Origin of the sequence: Streptomyces sp. NBC_00236 (assembly GCF_036195045.1) — a bacterium.
Taxonomy (GTDB): domain Bacteria; phylum Actinomycetota; class Actinomycetes; order Streptomycetales; family Streptomycetaceae; genus Streptomyces.
On sequence record NZ_CP108100.1, the window covers coordinates 534,907 to 555,768 of the forward strand.

Sequence of the window (20,862 nt, forward strand, 5' to 3'; positions counted from 1 at the left end):
CTGTGCGTTGACGTGCTAGGACAGAGCGCAACCAGTCCTGCGCCAACGGAGGTCGCCTTGTTGATTCGTCGTCAGACCTTGCGGTTCCGCCGGCTCGTGCTCGGCACGGCCGTCGCGGCAGCCGTGCTCGTGTCGGCCGGCTGCGACGCGGACGGTGGTGACAACGGCGCGAAGTCCGAAGCACACAAGGCTGGTTCGGTCGTGGCACCCGGGAAGCCGGGCGAGCCCGCGCGGACGCTCTCCCCCTCGGAGGCCGTCAAGGAGGCCGGGGTCGACACCCCCAACTCGGCGGACGTCCGGTACGTGCAGCTGATGATCCAGCACCACGCGCAGGCCCTGGAGCTGACCGGACTGGTCCCCACACGCTCCCGTTCGGCCACGGTCAAGCGGCTCGCGGAACGCATCACCGCCGCCCAGCAGCCCGAGATCGGCGCGATGGAGGGATGGCTCAGCCGTCACGGCCTGTCCGGGCAGTCCGGGAAGCACGACCATGGCGCGATGCCCGGTATGGCCACGGCCACCCAGCTGGAGCAGCTCGGGGCCGCGAAGGGCACGGCCTTCGACCAGTTGTTCCTGAAACTGATGATCACGCACCACCAGGGGGCCGTCACCATGGCGACCGACGTCCTCTCCGAGGGGAACAACGTGCAGGTCGAGGAGATGGCGGGCGACGTCGTGGCCCAGCAGACGACCGAGATCAACCGGATGCGCGCGCTCTCCTCCTGACGACGCACCGTGGCCGGCGCACACCGTACGGCCCCAAGAGCATGGGGCGCGCCTCTCCCCCACCGGGTCCGCCGGTGCGATGCTGGAGACACCCTCCGGGAAGAGGTGCGCCGTGCTTCGTGTCGCCGTCGTCGGCTCCGGCCCCAGCGGGGTCTACACCGCCCAGGCCCTCGTGACCCAGACCCAGCTGCCCGATGTACGGGTGCACGTCCTGGACCGGCTGCCCTGTCCGTACGGCCTGGTGCGGTACGGCGTCGCACCGGACCACGAGAAGATCAAGTCCCTGCAGCAGAGTCTGCGCGCCGTCCTGGAACACGAACGCGTCACCTTCGTCGGCAATGTCGCCGTGGGCGGGGACGGAGTGCCGCCCGAGCGGCTGGGCGAGCTCTACGACGCGGTCGTCTACTGCGTGGGGGCGGCCACGGACCGTCCGCTCGGCATCCCCGGCGAGGACCTGCCCGGAAGTCACTCGGCGACCGAGTTCGTCTCCTGGTACAGCGCCCATCCGGATGCGGCGACGGACCTCTTCGCGCTGCGGGCCCGTTCGGCCGTCGTGATCGGGGTCGGCAACGTGGCCGTCGACGTGGCGCGGATCCTGGCACGGGGCGCCGATGAGCTGCGGCCCACCGATGTGCCGCAGCCCGCGCTCGGCGTGCTGGCCGGCAGCCGTGTGCGCGAGGTGCACATGGCGGGCAGACGGGGCCCCTCCCAGGCGCGGTTCACCACCAAGGAGCTCCGCGAACTCGGTTCGCTCCCCGGCGCCCGGATGGTCGTGGACCCGGCGGAGCTCGCCCTGGACCCGGCGTACGGCGATGCGGGGCCGGGCGCCCCGCCGCTGCCGGCGCTGGTGCGGCGGAACCTGGACGTCCTGCGCGGATGGGCGTCCGCTCCGCCCCGGGCGGGCGACAGCCGCCCCCGTACCATCGGGCTGCGGTTCTTCCTGCGCCCGGTCGAGCTGCTGGAGCGGGACGGCCGGGTGGCCGGTGTCCGGTTCGCCCGTACCGCCCCGGACGGAGACGGCGGGGTGCGCGACACCGGTACGTACGAGGAGATCGGTGCCGAACTCGTGCTGCGGGCGGTCGGCTACCGGGGCATGCCGCTGCCCGGGCTGCCGTTCGACGCGGTGCACGGCACGGTGCCCCACCGGGCCGGGCGGGTGCTGCGGGACGGGGTGCCGTCTCCCGGGGAGTACGTGGCGGGGTGGATCAAACGCGGTCCGACCGGAGTCATCGGGTCGAACCGTTCGTGCGCCAAGGAGACCGTCGCCTCGCTGATCGAGGACGCCCCTCTCCTGGCCGGACGCCCGTCTTCCCCGGACCCGCTGGCCGTGCTCCGGTCCTGGGGGCTGCGGCCGGTGGAGTGGGACGGCTGGCTGTCGATCGAGCGGGCGGAGGCGACGCTGGGCCGGTCGCTCGGCCGGGGGCCGGTCAAGATCCCGGACTGGCCGGGTCTGATGGGGGCGGCACACGGCGACGGCCCGGCGTGATGACGTGCCGGGCGTGGGCCCGGCCCGAAGCTGCCCCGGCGTGGCCGCTGCAAGGCCTGGGACGACCTCGGACACCCTTGGGACGGCCCTTGGGGACGCCCTGAACGGCCGTGGACGACCTCGGGGACGCCCTGGACGGCCTTGGACTGTCAGCCCTCGCGGAGGCGGTCCGCCTGGAGGTTCGCCGCTTCGAGCACCCGGTCCAGCAGGCCGGGGAAGAGCGCCTCCAGGTCCTCGCGCCGGAGCCCGTTCATCTTGGCCGTTCCGCGGTAGATCTGCTGGACGATGCCGCTCTCCCGCAGGACCCGGAAGTGATGCGTCGTGGTGGACTTCGTCACCGGGAGGTCGAACCGGGAGCAGGTGAGCTCACCGTCGGCGGCGGCCAGTTCGCGGACCACGCACAGCCGCACCGGGTCCGAGAGTGCGTGCAGGACCGACTCGAGCCTGATGTCCTCGCGCGCGGGATGGGCCAGCGTGCGGGCGCCGGCTGCCGGGTCTGTGGCGGTGGCAGGGGTCACGGTCGCTCCGCATCGTCGCATCGTCCGGGGGTCCCCATGATACGAGACCCGTCGTAGGACGACTCATTAGGACAGAATCCGACCTGAACGATGGATAGCGTGGCGTTGTAGCCGGGCACGGGCCCGACAGCCTCAGGAGGCGCAGCCGGATGACGGACACCCTGGACACCCCGGAGAACGCACGTCCCTTCGCGCGGATCGCCCAGCTCGAATCATGGCTGGAGAAGCACCACGCCGACCGGAACGGGCTCTGGCTGAAGATCGCCAAGCGGGACTCCGGCGTGGAGTCGGTGAGCTGGGCCGAGGTCGTCGACTCCGTGCTCTGCTTCGGCTGGATCGACGGGCAGCGCAAGTCCCTCGACGCGGTGTACTACCTCCAGCGGATCACGCCCCGCCGTCGCCGGAGCGCGTGGTCGCTGATCAACGTGGAGAAGGTCGAGGCGCTGACCGAGGCCGGGCGGATGCGCGCTGCCGGTCTCGCCGAGGTCGAGGCCGCACGTGCCGACGGGCGGTGGGCGGCGGCGTACCCGCCACAGAGCAGGGCCACCGTCCCGGACGACCTCACCGCGGCCCTGGACGCCGACGAGCCGGCGCGGGTGTTCTTCGATCGGCTCAGCAGGTCGGACCGCTTTCTGGTGCTCCTGCGTCTCATGACGGCCACGACCCCCGACGTCAGAGCGGCCCGCCTCCAGAAGGCGGTGGCCTCCATGGCGGCGGGCCGCAAGGTCCGCTGATGCCCGGTCAGCCGCTCAGCAGCTCCGGGTCCTTGGCCAGCGAGGCGAGCCGGCCGCCCGGGTCGGCGACCAGTTTGCGGGTCGTCAGATCGAGGATTCCGGCCACGCCCGTGACCTCCGCGGCCACCGTGCCGTCCTCCTTGAGGATCTGCTGGGCAACGGTGAACGTCTTGCCGTGCCCGTAGTCGAACCGGCAGGACACCCGCACCCGTTCCCCGCCTCGCAGTTCCCTGCGGAACTTGACCGTGACCTCCAGCGCGACCGGCCCCACTCCGTCGGCCAGCAGCTTCTCCTGGGGCAGCCCGGCGGCCCGCAGCAGCTCCCAGCGCGCGTGTTCGGCGTACTGGAGGTACACCGCCTGGTTGAGGTGTCCCTGCGTGTCGAGCTCGTAACCCCGTACGGTCACGTCCACAAAAAAGGTCATGGACGTCGCAACAGCCGGGCCCATTCCCGCATTCCCGCACCGGCCCGCCCGTGGCGCGTCGGTCAGCCGGTCGCCGCGGTGAGGTGCGGGAACCTCAGCTCGGTACGGCTGGAGAAGACGTCGTCCGGACGCAGGACGGTGCTGGGAAACCCGGGCCGGTTGGGTGAGTCGGGCAGGTGCTGGGTCTCCAGACAGACGGCGCTGTGGCGCTCGTGGTGCCCGCCTCCGGGGGCGGGCAGGGTGCCGTCCAGCTGGTTGGCGGTGTAGACCTGGATGCCCGGTTCGGTCGTCCACACCTCCATGATCCGCTCGGCGCCCGGGGCGGTGAGCCGGGCGGCGCGGCGCAGGCCGGCCGGTGTGCCGGAGCCCTTGAGGACCCAGCAGTGGTCGAAGCCGCCGGCCCGGCGCAGTTGCTCGTCCGGGAGCGCGATGCGGTCCGCGATGCGGTGCGGGGCGGTGAGGTCGAACGGGGTCGCGCGCACCGGCGCGGCGGGGCCTTCCGGGATGCCCTCTTCGTCGACGGGGAGGTAGTGGTCGGCGTCGACCTGGAGGGTGTGCCCGAGGATGTCGCCCTGTGCGGTGAGGTCGAAGTACGCGTGGTTGGTGAGGTTGACGACGGTGGTGCGGTCCGTGGTCGCTGTGTAGTCGAGGGCGAGGGTGCCCGCCGTGTCCAGCGTGTACGTCACGGCGACGTCCAGCGCGCCGGGGAAGCCCATGTCGCCGTCGGGGCTGCGCAGGGTGAGCCGGAGCGTCGCCGCGGTTTCGGTGGTCTCCCCCGCGGCCTGCCAGACGCGGGTGTGGAAGCCGTCCGGGCCGCCGTGCAGGGCGTGGCCCCGGTCGGTGGCCGGGATCAGGTACGACGCCCCGTCGAGGACGAAGCGGCCGTGCGCGATGCGGTTGGCGAAGCGGCCGATGAGGGCGCCGAAGAACGGGTTCTTGCCCGTGTAGTCGTCGAGGGAGGCCAGGGACCGTACGACCGACGCGGACGCTCCCCCGGTGTCCGGCACGGTGAGGCGGTGCAGGATGCCGCCGTAGCTGAGGATCTCCGCCCGGACTCCGGTGCCGGAGTCGAGCGTCCATACATCGACCTCTGCCCGTTCGTGGGCGGAGCCGAACGGTTTGCGGTTCACGGTGGGGCGAGGCATCAGAGATCCTTGGGACGAGCGGACGGCCCGGCGGGACGAGGTCGGCGGGCCTGGACACAATCGCCGGACTCCCCGGCCGTGCGGGGGTCCGGTGCCGGATCTACGGTCCGGCGGCCGGCTCGGAGGCCGTCCGGGGGACGGTCGATTCGCGGACGACGAGCCGGTAGCCGGGCCGGGGCCGCCGGGGCTCGGACACCGGGTCGCCGGAGAGCCGTTCGACGAGGCTGTCGACGGCGAGCCGGGCGATCGCCTCCTTGTCGGGCGCCACCGTGGTGAGCGTGGTGGCCCCGTAGAGGCTCTCCTCGATGTCGTCGAACCCGACGACGGCCACGTCCTCGGGGATGCGCAGCCCCCGTTCGGACAGGGTGCGCATCGCCCCGATGGCGATGAGGTCGTTGTACGCGAACACGGCGTCGGGCCGCTCACCGCGGTCCAGGAGTGCGGCCATGCCCGTGGCCCCGTCCTCACGGCCGTAGCCGTCGGTGACGACGACCAGCGACTCGTCGGCCTCGATGCCCGCCGCCGCGAGCTCCTCGCGCCAGCCGCGCAGCCGCAGATGGGCCGGCTGGCGTTCGCGGCCGGTGCGGGAGCCGAGGAAGGCGATCCTGCGGTGGCCGTGGTCGATGAGGTGACGCACGGCCTCGCGGGACGCGGCCACGTTGTCGATGGCGATGTGGTCGTACGGGGCCTCGTACTCGCGCTCGCCGAGCAGCACCAGGGGCGCGGTCTCGGTGCGCGCCATCAGGTCCTCGGTCTCCAGATGGATCGGGCTGAGGATGAGGCCGTCGATCACATGGGACCGGAATCCCTGGCTGACCAGGAGCTCCTTCTCCCGCAGGCCGCCGGTGTGGTCGACCAGCACGGTGTAGTCGTGCCGGGCGGCCGCGTCGACGACCTCGCCGGCGAGCTCCGCGAAGTACGGGTTGCCGAACTCGGGGACGGCGAGGGCGATGATGCCGGTGCGGCCCTTGCGCAGGTGGCGTGCGGTGAGATTCGGCCGGTAGCCGAGCTCGTCGATGGCCTGCTGCACCTTGGCCCGCATCTTCGGTGTGACGTGCTGATAGTTGTTCACCACGTTCGACACGGTCTTGATGGACACGCCCGCCCGTTGCGCAACGTCCTTGAGGCTGACGCCCACGGCACTCCCTGAATCGACTGGTCGCGCGGTGACGCGCGGTGGCCCGGCTCTGCCGGTTCGGTTCGAACGGTGCCGGGGCCCGCTGGCCCCGGCACCGGTTCAGGTGGTTCTGCGGCTGCGCGCCAGATAGCGCTGGGCCACGACGACAACGATAAGGAACCCGCCGCTGACGACGGACTGGTACGAGGAGTTCAGCGATCCGATCTGGTTGATCAGGTTCTGGATGACGGCGAGCAGCAGGACACCCCAGAGCGTGCCGCTGATCGATCCGGCGCCGCCGATCAGGAGGGTGCCGCCGATGACGACGGCGGAGATCGCGTCGAGCTCCATGCCCACGCCCACGATGGTGACGCCGGAGGAGAGCCTGGCTGCGCTGAGCGCACCGGCGAGTCCGGCCAGGAGCCCGCTGAGCGTGTAGACCAGCATCTTCGTACGGGCGACGGGCAGACCCATCAGCGTGGCCGCGTCGCTGCTGCCGCCGACGGCGAAGAGCGTCTGTCCGAACGAGGTGCGCTGGAGGACCAGTCCGCCGATGCCGAACAGCGCCAGGGCGATCAGGATCGGGTAGCCGAAGCCCCAGATGCTGCCCTGTCCGAGTTCGGCGAACGCGGAGCCCTTGGGGATCAGGTAGGTGGTGGCGCCCTCGTCGGTGATCGCGAGGAGCAGTCCGCGCGCCCCCAGCAGGGTGGCGAGCGTGACGATGAACGGTGCCATCCCGGCACGGGCCACCAGGAAGCCGTTGAGCAGTCCGATCGCACCGCACACGACGAGCGGGACGAACAGGGCTGCGAGGAAGCCCCATGGGGATGCCCAGGCGGCGAGGACACCGCCCAGGGCGAAGACGGAGCCGACGGACAGGTCGATGCCGCCGGTGATGATGACCATCGTCATGCCGAGGGCGACCACGGCGCCGAAGGAGGCCTGGACGGTCACGCCCCGGGCGTTGTCCAGGGTGCCGAACGTCGGGTAGACGAACGACGCGACGATGACGACCGTGAGCAGGACCGCGAGGACGCCCTGGCGCTGGAGGAGTTCTGCGATGCGTTGTCCGGCCGCGGGGCGCGGGGCGCTGCCGCCGGCCGCTGCGGGGGCCTTGCGCGGGACCGGGGCCTGAACCACGGGGGCGGGTGAGGTTTCGTTCATCGGGACCGACGCTCCCGGGCGACGTAGACGGCGGCGATGATGATGGCCGCCTGGGCGATCTGTGCGGTGGAGTCGGGCAGGTCGTGCTTGACGAGGGTGGCGCGCAGCAGCTGCATCAGCAGGGCGCCGGCGACCGTGCCGAGGACCCGGATGGAACCTCCGTTGAGCGGGGTGCCCCCGACGACGACCGCGGTGATGGCGGACAGTTCCATGAGGGTGCCGAGCGAGGAGGGGTCGCTGGCGGTGAGCCTGGCCGTGGCGAGGATGCCGGCCAGGGCGGCCAGGACCCCGCAGAGCACGTACACACCGATGAGCACGCGGCGCACGGGCAGTCCTGCGAGGGCGGCCGCGGACCGGTTGCCGCCGATGGCCACGACCTGCCGGCCGAACGTGGTGCGCTGGACCAGGAAGGCGACCGCGGCCGCGAGTACCGCGGCGATGAGGACGACCAGCGGGATGCCGAGGAAGGAGCCCGTGCCCAGCGACAGCAGGTCGGGGTTGACGATCTGCTTGAGCTGACCGTCCGCCATGACCAGGGCCAGGCCCCGGCCGCCGACGAACAGGGCGAGGGTGGCGACGATCGGCTGCAGTCCGACGAGCGAGACCAGTGAGCCGTTGATCGCTCCGACCACGGCGCCGGCCAGCAGCGCCATGACGAGGGCGGGCACCAGTCCGTACCCGAGGTAGAGCGGCAGCAGCGCGGTGGCCAGCGCCATGGTCGAGCCGACGGAGAGGTCGACGCCCTCGGTGCCGATCACGAGCGCCATGCCGAGGGCGACGATGACGATGGGGGCGACCTGGACGAGCTGGGTGCGGAGGTTGTCCGCGGTCATGAAGTGCTCGGTGAACAGGGCGTTGAAGAGGAGGACGACCGCGACGGCGAGGTAGACGCCGTACTCCTGGTACCAGGCGGGGTCGCGCAGCCGGGCGAGCGGCCGGGCTGCGGGGGTGGAGAGTGCGGCCTGGGTCATCGGGGGTCCTCCTTGGCGGCCGGGGCCTTCCCTGCGGGCGCCGGGGTCGGTGGCTTCCCTGCGGGCGCCGCGCTCGGGGCCTTTCCCGCAGGCGCCGGTGAGTGGTCGGCGAGCACTTCGAGCAGATGGCTCTCGGCCACCTCGTCGCCCGACAGTTCGCCCGCGACCGCGCCGCCGCGCAGGACGACGATGCGGTCGGCGCCCTCGATGAGTTCCTCGATGTCGGAGGAGATGAGCAGGACGGCGAGGCCCTCGCGGGCGAGGTCGTCGATGAGGCTCTGGACCTCGGCCTTGGCACCGACGTCGATGCCGCGGGTGGGTTCGTCGAGCAGCAGGACCTTGGGCTCCAGGCAGAGCCAGCGGGCCAGCAGGACCTTCTGCTGGTTGCCGCCGGAGAGCTCGCCGACCTTCTGTTCGGGGCTCGCGGCCTTGATCCGCAGCCGCTTCATGAAGATGTCGACGATGCGGTCCTGTTTGGCGCGCGAGACGATGCCGGCGCGGGAGAGGCGGGGCATCGCGGCCAGCACGATGTTCTCGCGGACCGAGAGGCCGGGCACGATGCCCTCGGCCTTGCGGTCCTCGGGCAGCAGGCTGATGCCCGCCCGGATGGCGCCGGCGGAGGTGAGGCGGCGCAGGGTGCGGCCGCCGATGCTCAGTTCACCGGAGTCCAGGCTCAGCGCGCCCGCCAGGGCCTTGGCCGTCTCGCTGCGGCCGGAGCCGAGGAGCCCGCCGAGACCCAGCACCTCACCCGCGTACAACGACAGGGATATGTCGTGGAGCTGGTGGTCGCGGGAGAGACCGGTCGCGGTGAGCACGGGGGTGCGGGAGGCGTCGTGGCCCTCGGAGCCGAAACTGGTGAGACCGTCGCGGCGCACCTCGGCCATGTCACGGCCGAGCATCATCGAGACGAGCTGCATGCGGTCGAGGTCGGCGAGGTCCCCGGTGTGGATGTGCCGGCCGTCGCGGAGCACGGTGACGCGGTCGCAGATCCGGTAGAGCTCGTCCATGCGGTGGCTGACGTAGAGCACGGCGATGCCGCGTGCGCGCAGGTCCTCGATGACCCGGAAGAGGGTCTCGACCTCGCGCGGCTCCAGTGAGGAGGTGGGCTCGTCCATGATGACGACCTGGGCGTTGACCGAGACGGCGCGGGCCAGCGCGACCATCTGCTGGGTGCCGATGCCCAGGGTGTGCAGGGGCCTCTTCGGGTCGACGCGCACGCCGAAGCCGTCGAGGAGTTCGGTGGTCTCGCGGTGCATCCGGGAGAAGTCGATCAGGCCGAAGCGGTTCTTGGGCTCACGGCCGAGGAAGATGTTGCGCGCCACGCTCATCAGCGGGACGAGGTTCACCTCCTGGTAGATCGTGGAGATGCCGGCCTGCTGCGCCTCGAAGGGCCGGGCGAAGGCGATCTGTTCGCCGGCCAGCCGCAGTTCGCCCTCGTCGGGCCGGTAGACGCCGGTCAGCACCTTGATCAGGGTGGACTTGCCGGCTCCGTTCTCCCCCACGAGTGCGTGGGTCTCCCCGGCGCGCAGGGTGAAGGAGACGTCGTCGAGGGCGACGACGCCCGGGAAACGCTTGCTCACCGAGCGGGCTTCGAGGACGGACGCGGCCGCCGCGAAGTCCGGTGACACGTCGGCGGGCGACGCGGGCGCCTCCTTCGCGTCGGCGGGCGACGCGGGCGACGCGGGCGCCTCCTTCGCGTCGGCGGCCGGCGCGGATGCCTCCGTCACCTCGGCGGCCGGCGCGGATGCCTCCGTCACCTCGGCGGCCGGCGCGGATGCCTCCTTCGCGTCGGCGGCCCGCTGCGGCGGCTGCGGTACTGCTTCGGGTGGTGCCATGGCTGTTCTTGGCCTTCCGCTCTTCCAAGGGTGTGGGCCCGGGGCCGCCGTGACGGGTGGCGGCGTCACGGCGGCGGGTGGTCCGGCGGGGCCGGTACGGGCCGGGGGCCGCGTACGGATCGGTACGCGGCCGGACCGGCCGGCGGGCCCCGCCGGCGCTACGGGCGGGTGGGGCGAGCCCCGGTCAGAACGCGCCGCCGAGCGAGGCCTTGGCGTTGGACTCGTCGTAGGCGCGGTCGGTGATGATCACGTTCTCCGGGATCTCCTCACCGGCGTAGAACTTCTGGGCGGTCGCGAAGGCCAGCGGGCCGAAGCGCGGGTTCGACTCGATGACGGCGTTGTACTCGCCGTTGACCAGGGCCTGGACGGCGTTGCGGGTGCCGTCGACGGAGACGATCTTGACGTCCTTGCCGGGCTTCTTGCCCGCGGCCTTCAGCGCGGTGACCGCGCCGAGGCCCATCTCGTCGTTCTCCGCGTAGACGGCGGTGATGTCGGGCTTGGACTGGATCAGCTGCTCCATGACCTGCTGGCCCTTGTCGCGGGCGAACTCACCGGTCTGCTGGGCGACTATCTCCAGGCCGGGGGCCTTGGCCTTCAGCTGGTCGACGAAGCCCTTGGTGCGGTCGGTGGTGACGTTGTTGCCCGAGGCGCCGAGGAGGATGGCGACCTTGCCCTTGCCGCCGGTCGTCTTGATCATCGCGTCCGCCGCGCGCTTGCCCTGCTCCACGAAGTCGGAGCCGAGGAACGCCACGTAGTCCTTGCAGGCGGTGGCGTTGACCTTTCGGTCGATGGTGAGGACGGGGACCTTCTTGGCGGCGGCGGCCTTGAGCGCCGGCTCCAGACCGTCGGAGTTCAGCGGAGCGACGATGAGGAACTGGGCACCCTGCGACAGCATGTCCTGGATGTCGCTGATCTGCTTGGACAGCTGCGACTGGGCGTTGGTCGTGAGCAGCTTCTTGACGCCGACCTTCTTGGCCTCGTCCTTGATGGACTGGGTCTCGGCGATACGGAACGGGTTGGCTTCCTTCTCCGACTGGGAGAAGCCGACCACGGCGTTCTTCAGGTCCAGCTTGGGTGCGCCGTAGGTCTGCAGCGAGCAGCCCGAACCGGAGGAGGACTCCGGGGTCTTGGCCGCCTGCGCGCCCTGGCTGCTGTCGGTGGTCGCGGTGTCCGAGGTCTCCGACTTGGAGCAGCCGGAGGCGGCCAGCGTGGCGGTGGCGGCGAGGAGGCAGGCCACGGCGAGGGTACGGGTTCGACGCTGGATCATCATGCGCGGGAGCTCCTTGGCGGGATGACGGCACGCCGATGGGCGTGCGGTCGGGCATGGCTGGACGATGCATCGGCTGCCGCTCGGCGGCTGATGTCACTGCATCCCTCACGACCCCGCTAGCTGGACGAACTGCGGTCGTGAGAGTCTGCGCGGCCTCTCGGCGGCTCGGTTTACAACGTTATATAGGCGCCGCGGCACGGGCGGCAAGAGCATGGCCGATGCGTTTCCAAAATGTGTCGCAGCCACCCGGCGCCGGTGGACGACTCCCACCGCACCGGTTGCCGCCGCACCCCTGGACAGCGGCCCGGCGCCGTGCTGTCATACCGCCGGTACCCAATTTTTCCAACGTTGCAAGCACGTTGCCGCGTCACCCCTCCGGTCGCGACGGCGTGCCCTGCCGTGCGCGCGTCCGGGATCCGCACCCGGGCCCGGTGGGCGGCCTGGCGAGGCCCGCAGTGTCCGGCAAGTCCCGCAGTGTCATGTGCCGTTTCCGAGCCGGTGCCCCGCACGGCCGGCCGAGAGCAGGAGCCCTCCATGCCCCTGAACCGCAGACAACTCATGGCCGGTGCGCTGGCCACCGCCGCCGCCACGGCCGCCTCCGGCCGCTGGGCCACCACCGCGACCGCGGCCGGACACCGGGCGAAGCCCGCCCACGGCGGCCACTACTCCCCCAACGCCGCACCGCTGCACCCGACCGCGTTCCTGAAGCTCCCGCCCGGCCGGGTCACCGCGCGCGGCTGGCTGGCCGGACAGCTCAAGCTCCAGCTGGACGGCTTGTGCGGCCGCTACGAGGAGTTCTCGCACTTTCTCGACTTCACCGCCACCGGCTGGGTCCGCCCCGAACTCGGCGGCTGGGAGGAAGTCCCGTACTGGCTGCGCGGATACACCGACCTCGCGATCGTGACCGGCGACGCCAAGGCCCTCGCTGCCGTGCGCCGCTGGATCGACGCGATTCTCACCACCCAGCAGCCCGACGGCTTCTTCGGCCCGAGGGCGCTGCGCACGTCCCTGAACGGCGGCCCGGACTTCTGGCCCTTCCTGCCGCTGATCCAGGCCCTGCGCTCCTGGCAGGAGTACGCGGGCGACACCCGGGTCATCCCCTTCCTCAGCCGGTTCTTCCGCTACATGAACGCCCAGGGTCCCGGCGCCTTCAACACCAGCTGGATCGCCCTGCGCTGGGGCGACGGCCTGGACAGCGTCTTCTGGCTCTTCAACCGCACCGGCGACACCTTCCTCCTCGACCTCGCCGACAAGATCCACGCGAACGGCGCCGACTGGGGCGACAACCTGGTCAACCTGCACAACGTCAACATCGCGCAGGGATTCCGCGAGCCCGCCCAGTACGCGCTGCGCAGCGGCTCGGCCGACGACACCCGGAACACGTACGGGACGTACGGCAAGGCCATGGACCAGTACGGGCAGTTCCCCGGCGGCGGCTTCGCCGGGGACGAGAACGCCCGGCCCGGGCACGGCGACCCCCGTCAGGGCTTCGAGACGTGCGGGATCGTCGAGTTCATGGCCAGCCACCAGCTGCTCACCCGGATCACCGGCGACCCGCTGTGGGCAGACCGCTGCGAGGAGCTGGCGTTCAACTCGCTGCCCGCCTCGCTCGATCCCTCCGGCAGGGCGGTCCACTACATCACCAGCGCCAACAGCGTGGACCTCGACAACGTGCCGAAGAACGGGCGGCAGTTCCAGAACGGCTTCGCCATGCAGGCCTTCCTGCCCGGCGTCGACCAGTACCGCTGCTGCCCGCACAACTACGGCATGGGCTGGCCGTACTTCGTCGAGGAGCTGTGGCTCGCCACACCGGACGGGGGTCTCGCCGCCGCGATGTACGCGAGCTGCGAGGTCACCGCGAAGGTCGCGGACGGCGCCGAGGTCACCTTCACCGAGGAGACCGGCTACCCCTTCACGGACACGGTCACGCTGACACTGAAGGCGCCGAAGAGGCTGTCGTTCCCCTTGGTGCTGCGCGTACCCGCCTGGTGCGACAACCCGGAGATCGAGGTCAACGGGCGTCCGGTCGACGCCCCCGCGGGACCGGCGTTCGCCCGCGTCGACCGTACGTGGGCCGACGGCGACCGGGTGACCCTCCGCTTCCCGCAGAAGACCACGGTCCGCACCTGGGAACACAACCACGGCGCCGTGAGCGTGGACCGCGGTCCGCTCACGTACTCCCTGCGGATCGACGAGGAGTACGAGCGCATCGGCGGCACCGAACAGTTCCCGGAGTACGCGGTGCACGCCACGAGTCCGTGGAACTACGGGCTCGTCCTCGACGAACGGAAGCCGGCGGCCTCGCTGCGCCACCACACCACCCACCAGGTCAAGGAGACCAACCCCTTCACGCTCGCCGGCACCCCGCTGACCATGACGGCGAAGGCCCGGCGGATCCCGGAGTGGACGGCGGACGGCGAGCACGTCGTCGCCCCGCTCCAGGACGGCCCGGCCGGCAGCTCCGAGCCGGTGGAGGAGATCACGCTCGTCCCGATGGGGGCGGCACGGCTGCGCATCACCTCGTTCCCCACGACCGATCCGGGCGCGGAGCCCTGGCTCTCCGACGGCTGGTACCGGATCCGCAACCGCCACTCCGGCAAGGTCCTCGGCGTCGACAACATGTCCACGGCCAACAGCGCCCATGTCGTCCAGTTCGGCGACACGGGCACCGACGACCACGACTGGCGGCTGGTCCCCGAGGGCGACGGCTGGTACCGGATCCGCAACCGCCACTCCGGCAAGGTTCTCGGCGTCGACAACATGTCCACCGCCGACAGCGCCCACGTCGTCCAGTTCGACGACAACGGCACCGACGACCACCTCTGGCAGCTCGTCCCCGACGGCGACGGCCGGTACCGGATCCGCAACCGCCACTCCGGCAAGGTCCTCGGCGTCGACAACATGTCCACCGCCGACAGCGCCCACGTCGTCCAGTTCGACGACAACGGCACCGACGACCACCTCTGGCAGCTGGTCCGCCCCTCCTGACTGTTCCACGCCATCCCGCACCGCTCCCCGCGCCACCCGGCGCGGGGAGTTTCCCGTACCGGAACAGAACCCGACGAAGGAGACGAACCCATGAACCGTTTACGTGTGCCCGGCCGGAGGCCGTGGTGGAGACGGGCGGTCGTCACGACCGGACTGCTGGCGCTGGTGTCCTCGGCGCTGGTCGGAGTCGGATCGGCGCCCGCCGGTGCCGCCTCCTGGGCGCCGAAGCCGTCCCCGATGACGACGCCGTGGACCGACCAGGTCCCCGTCGACACACCGCTGCCGGAGTACCCGCGCCCACAGCTGACGCGCCCCGACTGGGCCAACCTCAACGGCATCTGGGACTTCGCGGTGACCGGCCGGGACGCCGGGCAGCCGGCGTCGTTCCCCGATCGGATCCGGGTGCCGTTCGTCGCGGAGTCCGCGCTCTCCGGCATCCAGCGGAAGATCACCGAGAACGACAAGCTCTGGTACAAACGCACCTTCACCGTGCCGTCGAACTGGAACGGCCGCCGGGTCGAGCTGAACTTCGGCGCCTCCGACTGGCAGACCACGGTGTGGGTCAACGGCACCCAGGTCGGCGCACACAAGGGCGGGTACGACTCGTTCGCGTACGACATCACCCCGCAGCTGGCCGGCGGCACGAACACCGTCGTGGTCTCCGTGTACGACCCGACGCAGACCGGCGGACAGGCCGTCGGCAAGCAGCGCATCAGCGACGTACAGCCGCACAGCGGCGGCGGCATCTTCTACACCGCGGCCTCGGGGATCTGGCAGACCGTCTGGCTGGAGCCGGTCGCGGCAGCTCACATCACGCGTCTGGACATGACACCGAACCTCGGCGCCGGCACCCTGCGGGTGAAGGTCCAGGCGGCGTCGGCAGCCGGCCGCGACGCCCGGGTCACCGTCTCCAGCGGCGGGAACGTCGTCGGCACGGCCACCGGAACCGTCGGCTCCGAGGTCTCCGTTCCCGTACCGAACCCGCATCTGTGGACTCCGGAGGACCCGTTCCTCTACGACGTGAAGGCGGAACTGCTCGACGGCTCGGCGGTCACGGACTCGGCCGGCAGCTACGCGGGCATGCGGTCGATCGCCGTGGCGAAGGTCGACGGTGTGCTGCGTCCGGTCCTCAACGGGAAGTTCGTCTTCCAGACCGGCACCCTGGACCAGGGCTACTGGCCGGACGGCATCTACACCGCACCGACCGACGCCGCCCTGAAGTCGGACCTCCAGGCACACAAGGACCTCGGCTTCAACATGGTCCGCAAGCACATCAAGGTCGAACCGCAGCGATGGTTCTACTGGGCGGACAGGCTGGGCCTGCTTGTCTGGCAGGACATGCCGGCCATGGACACCGGCAAGAGCCCCGACGCGGCGGCCCGCACCCAGTGGGAGGCCGAGTTCCACGCCATCATCGACCAGCACCGCAGCTCACCCTCCCTGGTGATGTGGGTCGACCAGAACGAGGGCTGGGGGCAGTACGACCAGGCCAGGATCGCCAACGAGGTGAAGGCGTACGATCCGTCCCGGCTGGTAAACAACATGAGCGGGGTGAACTGCTGCGGTTCGGTGGACGGCGGCAACGGGGACGTGGTCGACAACCACATCTATGTCGGCCCCGGCAACACCGCGCCGACCGCTACCCGGGCGGCCGTCCTCGGCGAGTTCGGCGGCCTCGGCTACAAGGTCCCGGGGCACGAGTGGTTCCCCGGCGGCGGATTCAGCTACGAGGACCAGGCGAGCGTCTCCGCGCTGAACAACCGGTTCGTCGGGCTGCTCGACAGCATCCGCGTCGGCCAGCTGCCCGCCGGCCTCTCCGCGTCCGTGTACACGGAGATCACCGATGTGGAGAACGAGGCGAACGGACTGCTCACCTACGACCGCCAGGTCGTCAAGGTGGACACCGCGCGGGTGAAGGCCGCCAACCAGGCCCTCATCAACGCCTCACGCAACCCGGCTCCTCCGGTGACCCTGCCCACCGGGCAGTACAAGTCGCTCCGGGTCACGACCCCCGGATACACCGACAAGTACCTGCGCCATCAGGACGCGCTCGCCTTTACCGCGGTGGTCGACGGGGCGAGCAGTGCGCTGTTGAAGAACGACGCCACCTGGAAGATCGTCACCGGGCTCGCCAACAGCAACTGCTACTCGCTGGAGTCCCGCAACTATCCCGGCGAGTACCTCCGGCACCGCGACTTCCGGGTGCGGAGGGACGCCAACGACGGCTCGGCACTGTTCAGGGCCGACGCCACCTGGTGTGCGGTCGCCGGTACGGGGGGCGTGCGGCTGTCCAGCGCCAATCTGCCCGGCAGCTATCTGCGGCACATCGACTCGGAGGTGTGGCTGGCCACGCCGGGCGGCGGGCACGCCTGGGACAACCCCGCCACGTTCACGGAGGACACCACCTGGGCGGTGGAGGCACCCTGGGCGCCGTGATCTGACCCCGCCCGCTCCCTTCCCGTACCACGCGCCCCTCCTGTACGGGCCACGGCCCGGATGCGACGCCGACCGCGTCGTGTCCGGGCCGTCGGCCGTCTACCGGGCCCCTGCGCCCGGGGCGACGTACGTGTGCAGCAGCGCCGTCCGGCCGTCGGCCGTCTTCCAGTCACCGGATCGGCTCCCCGCATGACGCCACCCGGCACGTTCGTAGAGGGCCATGGCGGCCTCGCCGCCGTCCTCCACCTCCAGGACCGCCCGCAGTCCGTCGTCCGCGGCAGCCGCCGTGACGGTGGCCAGCAGGGCGCTCGCCACGCCGCGCCGGCGCGCCGACGCCGTCGCGAACAGCCGGGCCACCGAGGCCAGTTCCTCCGGTGGCAGTCCCGCGTCCGCCGCCAGCACGTCGTCCGTACGGGTCAGGGCCACATGGCCCAGAACCTCCGGGCCGTCCACGGCCACCCAGGCGCCGAGCATGCCGTCCGGTGTCAGCCAGCCTCCCGGATCGGCCGGCCACTCGGCCGGGTAGCGGTCCGCGTCGTGCACGGTGGCCAGCGCCTCGACGCACGCCTTCAGGTCGTCGTCACGGCGGCGGCGGATCTCCGGATCTCCCATACTCCGATCCTCACACGATGGCGCCCCGGCAGGTTCGCCGGGGCGCGGCGCATGCCGCTGCCTGCCGCCGCACGGATGCGGCAGCAGGCAGCGTTCAGCGGGTCAGTGGTTCACGAACGGCCCGGGACTACGGCTGCACGGTGTCGTGCAGCGCGCTCACCTCGTCCGCGGTCAGGGCCTTGTCGTACACCGAGACCTGGTCGACGGAACCGTTCCAGAAGTCCGTGTTGCCACCGGACCACTTGGCGCGGCCCACGGACAGGGCGCCGGTGCTGACATCGGCGGTCCCGGCTGCCGAGGTCGCGGCAAGCCTGCCGTCGACGTACAGCTTGATCTCGTCACCGCTGCGGACACCGACCACGTGGTACCACCGGCCGAGCTCCGGCTTCATCTCCAGCCGGGCCCGGTGACCACCGGGGGTGGAGAAGGCGAACGCACCCTGTCCGTACTGGAGGTAGAACGGGTTCTCCTGACGCCGGCCGTCCTGGCTGACGACGGTGGCGTAGTTGCCGGGAAGGGCGTCCAGCGACGCCCAGGCCGACACGGTGTAGTCACCGGTGGTGTCGAGGACCGGGCCGTCGGTCTGCGCGTACTGACCCTCGCCGTTGAACTTCAGCGCCGAGCCGTGCACACCGGGCGTCCAGGACGTTCCCTCGGAGAGGGTGAGGTCCTTGTGGTTCGGCCCGCTGTCGGCGGCCTTGGTGCCCTTGTTCTCGTCGAGGGACCAGGCGCCGCCGCCCTTGATCTCGTCCCGCTCACCGGCGGCGGCGCCGGCGGCGATGACCTCCTGGTTGATCTTGCGCACCGGGGCCGGATCGACCTTGATCTCACGGCGGTCGTACGTCCAGAGGCCGTTGAGCTCGTTCTCCAGGTCGGTCACCTGGGTGTAGATGGAGCCGGAGAGCTCGGCACCGGCCGCTTCCAGGTAGTACTTACGGGTGTTCTCGACGTACTTGGCGGTCAGCGCGGCCTTGTCGGCGACACCGCTGTAGATCGCGGTGGGCGCACCGGGCCACATGTGTCCGGGCGACCGCAGGGTGAAGCCGCCGTGCTCACCGTCCATCGCCGCCCGGTTGTCGTCCGGGAAGGCCGGGTCGGTGTTGTTGTAGTCGTGGTGGTCGATGATGTCGCCCTTGCCCGAGTCACCCTTGGAGTTGCAGCAGTTGACACCGCTGTGGGCGTTCACGACGCGGGAGGGGTCGGCGGCCTGGACCTTCTCGGTGATCTTTCCGGTCTCGGTGCGGTCCCACTCGCCCCAGCCTTCGTTGAAGACGATCCAGGCACCGATCGACGGGTAGTTGTGCAGCTGCTTCATCATCTCGGCGCCCTGGTCGAGGAAGGCCTTCTGGCCCTTCTCACCGGTGATGTTGCCGGAGACGAAGTCCTGCCAGACCAGCAGTCCGAGCTGGTCGGCGTGGTAGTACCAGCGGGCGGGCTCGACCTTGATGTGCTTGCGCACCGAGTTGAATCCGAGGTCCTTCTGCGCCTTCAGGTCGAAGAGCAGGGCGGAGTCGCTGGGCGCGGTGTTCAGGCCGTCGGGGTAGAAGCCCTGGTCGAGCTGGGCGAGGGAGAAGAACGGCTTCCCGTTGAGGACCAGCTTCTGGTAGCCGCCGACCTTCGCGACGCCGAAGGACCGCATGCCGAAGTAGCTGTCGACGGTGTCCTTGGACCGGCCGTCGTCGAGGGTGACCTTCAGGTCGTAGAGGTACGGGTCGTCGGGCGTCCACAGGTGCTGCTTCGCGACCGGGAGGCTCAGCTCGCGGTTGGCCGGGCCGGTGACCCTGCCGACGACCTTGCCCTTCTTGTCACGGGCGACGGCGGTGATCCGGGCGGACGTCGAGGCGTCCTCGGAGTTGACCGTCAGGGCGAGCCGGCCCTTGTCGATGTCCGGGGTGGTCGTCAGGGAGTCGACCGCGGCCGGGGCGACGGGCTCCATCCAGACGGTCTGCCAGATGCCGGACGAGGCGGTGTAGAAGATTCCGCCGGGGTTGGCCGACTGCTTGCCCGTGGGCTGGTCGGCACCGGTGGTGTCGGTGACCGCGACGACGATCTCCTGCGGGCCGCTGCCCTTGACCGCGTCGGTGATGTCGGCGCTGAAGGCGGTGTAGCCGCCGGTGTGCTCGGCGACCTGCTTGCCGTTGACCCAGACGCGGGCCTCGTAGTCGACGGCGCCGAAGTTGAGCTTCAGCCGGTTGGCCTTGCCGCTCTTGCCGCTCTTGTCGCCCTTGCCGCCCTTCACCGACCAGTTCTTCGGGACCGTGACCAGCTTCCGGTAGAACATGTGGTCTTCGTGGCGCTCAAGACCGGAGAGCTGCGACTCGACGGGGTACGGCACGGTGATCCGCTCCCCCAGCTTCTTCCCGAAGACGGGCTGCTCGCCCGCGGCGGCTCCGGCGAACTCCCAGGACCCGTTGAGGTTCTTCCAGTCGTCGCGGACCTGCTGCGGCCGGGGGTACTCCGGCAGCGGGTGGTCGCGGTCGACCTTGTCGCCGAAGGCCGTGGTCAGCCGGTGCGTGGACAGGTTCCGGGCGCTGCGGCTGATCTGCGGAACGGTCTCGCCGCCCACCGCAAGGCCTGCTTCTCCGTCGTACGCGACCCGGACCTGCTGGCCCTTGAGGACGGGCGCGGTCAGGGTGACGGTCAGCGCGTGGGGGTTGCCGGGCGTGCGGACGACGGACTTCACCGGCATCGGCGAGGTGTCCGCCTCGATCCCGAGGTGGTCCTTCAGCGTGGCGAAGTCGCTGACCTCGTCCTCGAACACCGCCTGGAGCGTCAGGCCGTCGTCGGCGACGCTCAGGCCGACCGGGTAGACCTCGAAGTCCGCCGGCGGTGTGAACGCGGACTCGGGCACGATCTGCCGGGCCAGCGTCGCACTGGACCAGCGCAGGAACATGTTCGCGCCACCCGTGTCCTGGAACATCTCCAGCTTGAACGTGTGGGGCTCCCCGGCCTTCAGCGCGACCGGCTTGCTGGTCTGCTCGTTGTCCCAGTCCGGCTCCCAGTGGTCGATGACCACCTCGCCGTCGATGAAGAGCCGGAAGCCGTTGTCGCCGCTCGCGGCGAAGGTGTAGTCGCCGTCCTCCGGGGCCGTGATGTTGCCGGTCCAGCGGGCGGTGGTGTTCTCGGTCCGGCCGGTGGTGGACTCAAAAGTTCCGGTGAGACCCGGGAAGTTGATCTGCGGCTCCAGGGCGACACCGCCGAGCGTGCCGAAGTCCCGCGCACCGGGCGCGGACATGCTGTAGTACTCGCCCTTCAGCCCGTGTACGGCCGACGCCGGGTCGCCGGCCGCGAACGTGGCCCCAGTGGCGGAGGCGGCCGTGGCCGGAGTGGCCGCCGCGGCCGGGACCAGCGTGGCGCCGACGGGAATCAGGAGTGCGGCGGCGCAGGCCACCGTTCTCAACACAGTGCGGGATCGGGGCATTTGTCGTCTCAAGGC

15 protein-coding genes are annotated in these 20,862 nt (G+C 70.8%); 5 read left to right on the forward strand and 10 right to left on the reverse strand.

Features of this window, described 5'->3' with window-relative positions; genetic code table 11:
* Positions 1 to 57 precede the first annotated feature (57 nt).
* Both OG446_RS02415 and OG446_RS02420 read left to right on the forward strand, forming a co-directional pair.
* Complete coding sequence (locus tag OG446_RS02415; protein ID WP_328892439.1) at positions 58 to 726, forward strand: DUF305 domain-containing protein; 669 nt, start codon at positions 58 to 60, stop codon at positions 724 to 726.
* A gap of 112 nt (positions 727 to 838) precedes the next feature.
* Positions 839 to 2,212 carry an FAD-dependent oxidoreductase gene (locus OG446_RS02420; protein ID WP_328892440.1) on the forward strand — a complete coding sequence of 458 codons (1,374 nt, stop codon included), beginning with the start codon at positions 839 to 841 and terminating at the stop codon, positions 2,210 to 2,212.
* A 149-nt stretch (positions 2,213 to 2,361) separates the two neighbouring features.
* Here OG446_RS02420 and OG446_RS02425 read toward each other — a convergent pair whose 3' ends face one another.
* Positions 2,362 to 2,730, reverse strand: a complete 369-nt coding sequence (locus OG446_RS02425; RefSeq protein WP_328892441.1) for an ArsR/SmtB family transcription factor — start codon at positions 2,728 to 2,730, stop codon at positions 2,362 to 2,364.
* Between the two features lie 149 nt (positions 2,731 to 2,879).
* Here OG446_RS02425 and OG446_RS02430 point away from each other — a divergent pair, with 149 nt between their 5' ends.
* Positions 2,880 to 3,464, forward strand: a complete 585-nt coding sequence (locus OG446_RS02430; RefSeq protein WP_328892442.1) for a YdeI/OmpD-associated family protein — start codon at positions 2,880 to 2,882, stop codon at positions 3,462 to 3,464.
* Positions 3,465 to 3,471: 7 nt separating this feature from the next.
* On the opposite strand, the gene OG446_RS02435 is transcribed toward OG446_RS02430, so the two are convergent.
* From OG446_RS02435 to OG446_RS02465, 7 genes are all read right to left on the reverse strand, one after another.
* A complete protein-coding gene (locus tag OG446_RS02435) occupies positions 3,472 to 3,888 on the reverse strand; it encodes an acyl-CoA thioesterase (protein ID WP_328892443.1) in 417 nt (138 codons plus the stop codon).
* Positions 3,889 to 3,950: 62 nt separating this feature from the next.
* Entirely contained in the window at positions 3,951 to 5,033 is a 1,083-nt protein-coding gene (locus tag OG446_RS02440; protein WP_328892444.1) for an aldose epimerase family protein, read from the reverse strand.
* Positions 5,034 to 5,133: 100 nt separating this feature from the next.
* Positions 5,134 to 6,171 (reverse strand): LacI family DNA-binding transcriptional regulator, encoded by a 1,038-nt coding sequence (locus OG446_RS02445; RefSeq protein ID WP_328892445.1) that lies wholly within the window; start codon positions 6,169 to 6,171, stop codon positions 5,134 to 5,136.
* Positions 6,172 to 6,270: 99 nt separating this feature from the next.
* Positions 6,271 to 7,314: an ABC transporter permease gene (locus tag OG446_RS02450; protein ID WP_328892446.1), complete on the reverse strand. Its 1,044-nt coding sequence runs from the start codon at positions 7,312 to 7,314 to the stop codon at positions 6,271 to 6,273.
* Positions 7,311 to 8,285, reverse strand: a complete 975-nt coding sequence (locus OG446_RS02455; RefSeq protein WP_148015392.1) for an ABC transporter permease — start codon at positions 8,283 to 8,285, stop codon at positions 7,311 to 7,313. The genes OG446_RS02450 and OG446_RS02455 overlap by 4 nt, the downstream gene beginning before the upstream one ends.
* Positions 8,282 to 10,120 carry a sugar ABC transporter ATP-binding protein gene (locus OG446_RS02460; protein WP_328892447.1) on the reverse strand — a complete coding sequence of 613 codons (1,839 nt, stop codon included), beginning with the start codon at positions 10,118 to 10,120 and terminating at the stop codon, positions 8,282 to 8,284. The genes OG446_RS02455 and OG446_RS02460 overlap by 4 nt, the downstream gene beginning before the upstream one ends.
* Before the next feature lie 184 nt (positions 10,121 to 10,304).
* Positions 10,305 to 11,390 (reverse strand): ABC transporter substrate-binding protein, encoded by a 1,086-nt coding sequence (locus OG446_RS02465; protein WP_328892448.1) that lies wholly within the window; start codon positions 11,388 to 11,390, stop codon positions 10,305 to 10,307.
* A gap of 534 nt (positions 11,391 to 11,924) precedes the next feature.
* Here OG446_RS02465 and OG446_RS02470 point away from each other — a divergent pair.
* Complete coding sequence (locus tag OG446_RS02470) at positions 11,925 to 14,378, forward strand: RICIN domain-containing protein (protein ID WP_328892449.1); 2,454 nt, start codon at positions 11,925 to 11,927, stop codon at positions 14,376 to 14,378.
* Between the two features lie 90 nt (positions 14,379 to 14,468).
* A complete protein-coding gene (locus OG446_RS02475) occupies positions 14,469 to 16,814 on the forward strand; it encodes an AbfB domain-containing protein (RefSeq protein ID WP_389257852.1) in 2,346 nt (781 codons plus the stop codon).
* Between the two features lie 99 nt (positions 16,815 to 16,913).
* Here OG446_RS02475 and OG446_RS02480 read toward each other — a convergent pair whose 3' ends face one another.
* Positions 16,914 to 17,426, reverse strand: coding sequence for a GNAT family N-acetyltransferase (locus OG446_RS02480; RefSeq protein ID WP_328892450.1), 513 nt, complete (start codon positions 17,424 to 17,426; stop codon positions 16,914 to 16,916).
* Positions 17,427 to 17,553: 127 nt separating this feature from the next.
* Positions 17,554 to 20,847 (reverse strand): LamG-like jellyroll fold domain-containing protein, encoded by a 3,294-nt coding sequence (locus tag OG446_RS02485; RefSeq protein WP_328892451.1) that lies wholly within the window; start codon positions 20,845 to 20,847, stop codon positions 17,554 to 17,556.
* Between the last annotated feature and the right edge of the window lie 15 nt (positions 20,848 to 20,862).

Coding starts and splice junctions, on each gene's coding strand:
- OG446_RS02480 (WP_328892450.1), bottom strand. CDS start 17,426: ATGGGAGATCCGGAGATCCGCCGCCGCCGTGACGACGACCTGAAGGCG.
- OG446_RS02485 (WP_328892451.1), bottom strand. CDS start 20,847: ATGCCCCGATCCCGCACTGTGTTGAGAACGGTGGCCTGCGCCGCCGCA.
- OG446_RS02475 (WP_389257852.1), top strand. CDS start 14,469: ATGAACCGTTTACGTGTGCCCGGCCGGAGGCCGTGGTGGAGACGGGCG.
- OG446_RS02430 (WP_328892442.1), top strand. CDS start 2,880: ATGACGGACACCCTGGACACCCCGGAGAACGCACGTCCCTTCGCGCGG.
- OG446_RS02455 (WP_148015392.1), bottom strand. CDS start 8,285: ATGACCCAGGCCGCACTCTCCACCCCCGCAGCCCGGCCGCTCGCCCGG.
- OG446_RS02450 (WP_328892446.1), bottom strand. CDS start 7,314: ATGAACGAAACCTCACCCGCCCCCGTGGTTCAGGCCCCGGTCCCGCGC.
- OG446_RS02435 (WP_328892443.1), bottom strand. CDS start 3,888: ATGACCTTTTTTGTGGACGTGACCGTACGGGGTTACGAGCTCGACACG.
- OG446_RS02470 (WP_328892449.1), top strand. CDS start 11,925: ATGCCCCTGAACCGCAGACAACTCATGGCCGGTGCGCTGGCCACCGCC.
- OG446_RS02440 (WP_328892444.1), bottom strand. CDS start 5,033: ATGCCTCGCCCCACCGTGAACCGCAAACCGTTCGGCTCCGCCCACGAA.
- OG446_RS02465 (WP_328892448.1), bottom strand. CDS start 11,390: ATGATGATCCAGCGTCGAACCCGTACCCTCGCCGTGGCCTGCCTCCTC.
- OG446_RS02460 (WP_328892447.1), bottom strand. CDS start 10,120: ATGGCACCACCCGAAGCAGTACCGCAGCCGCCGCAGCGGGCCGCCGAC.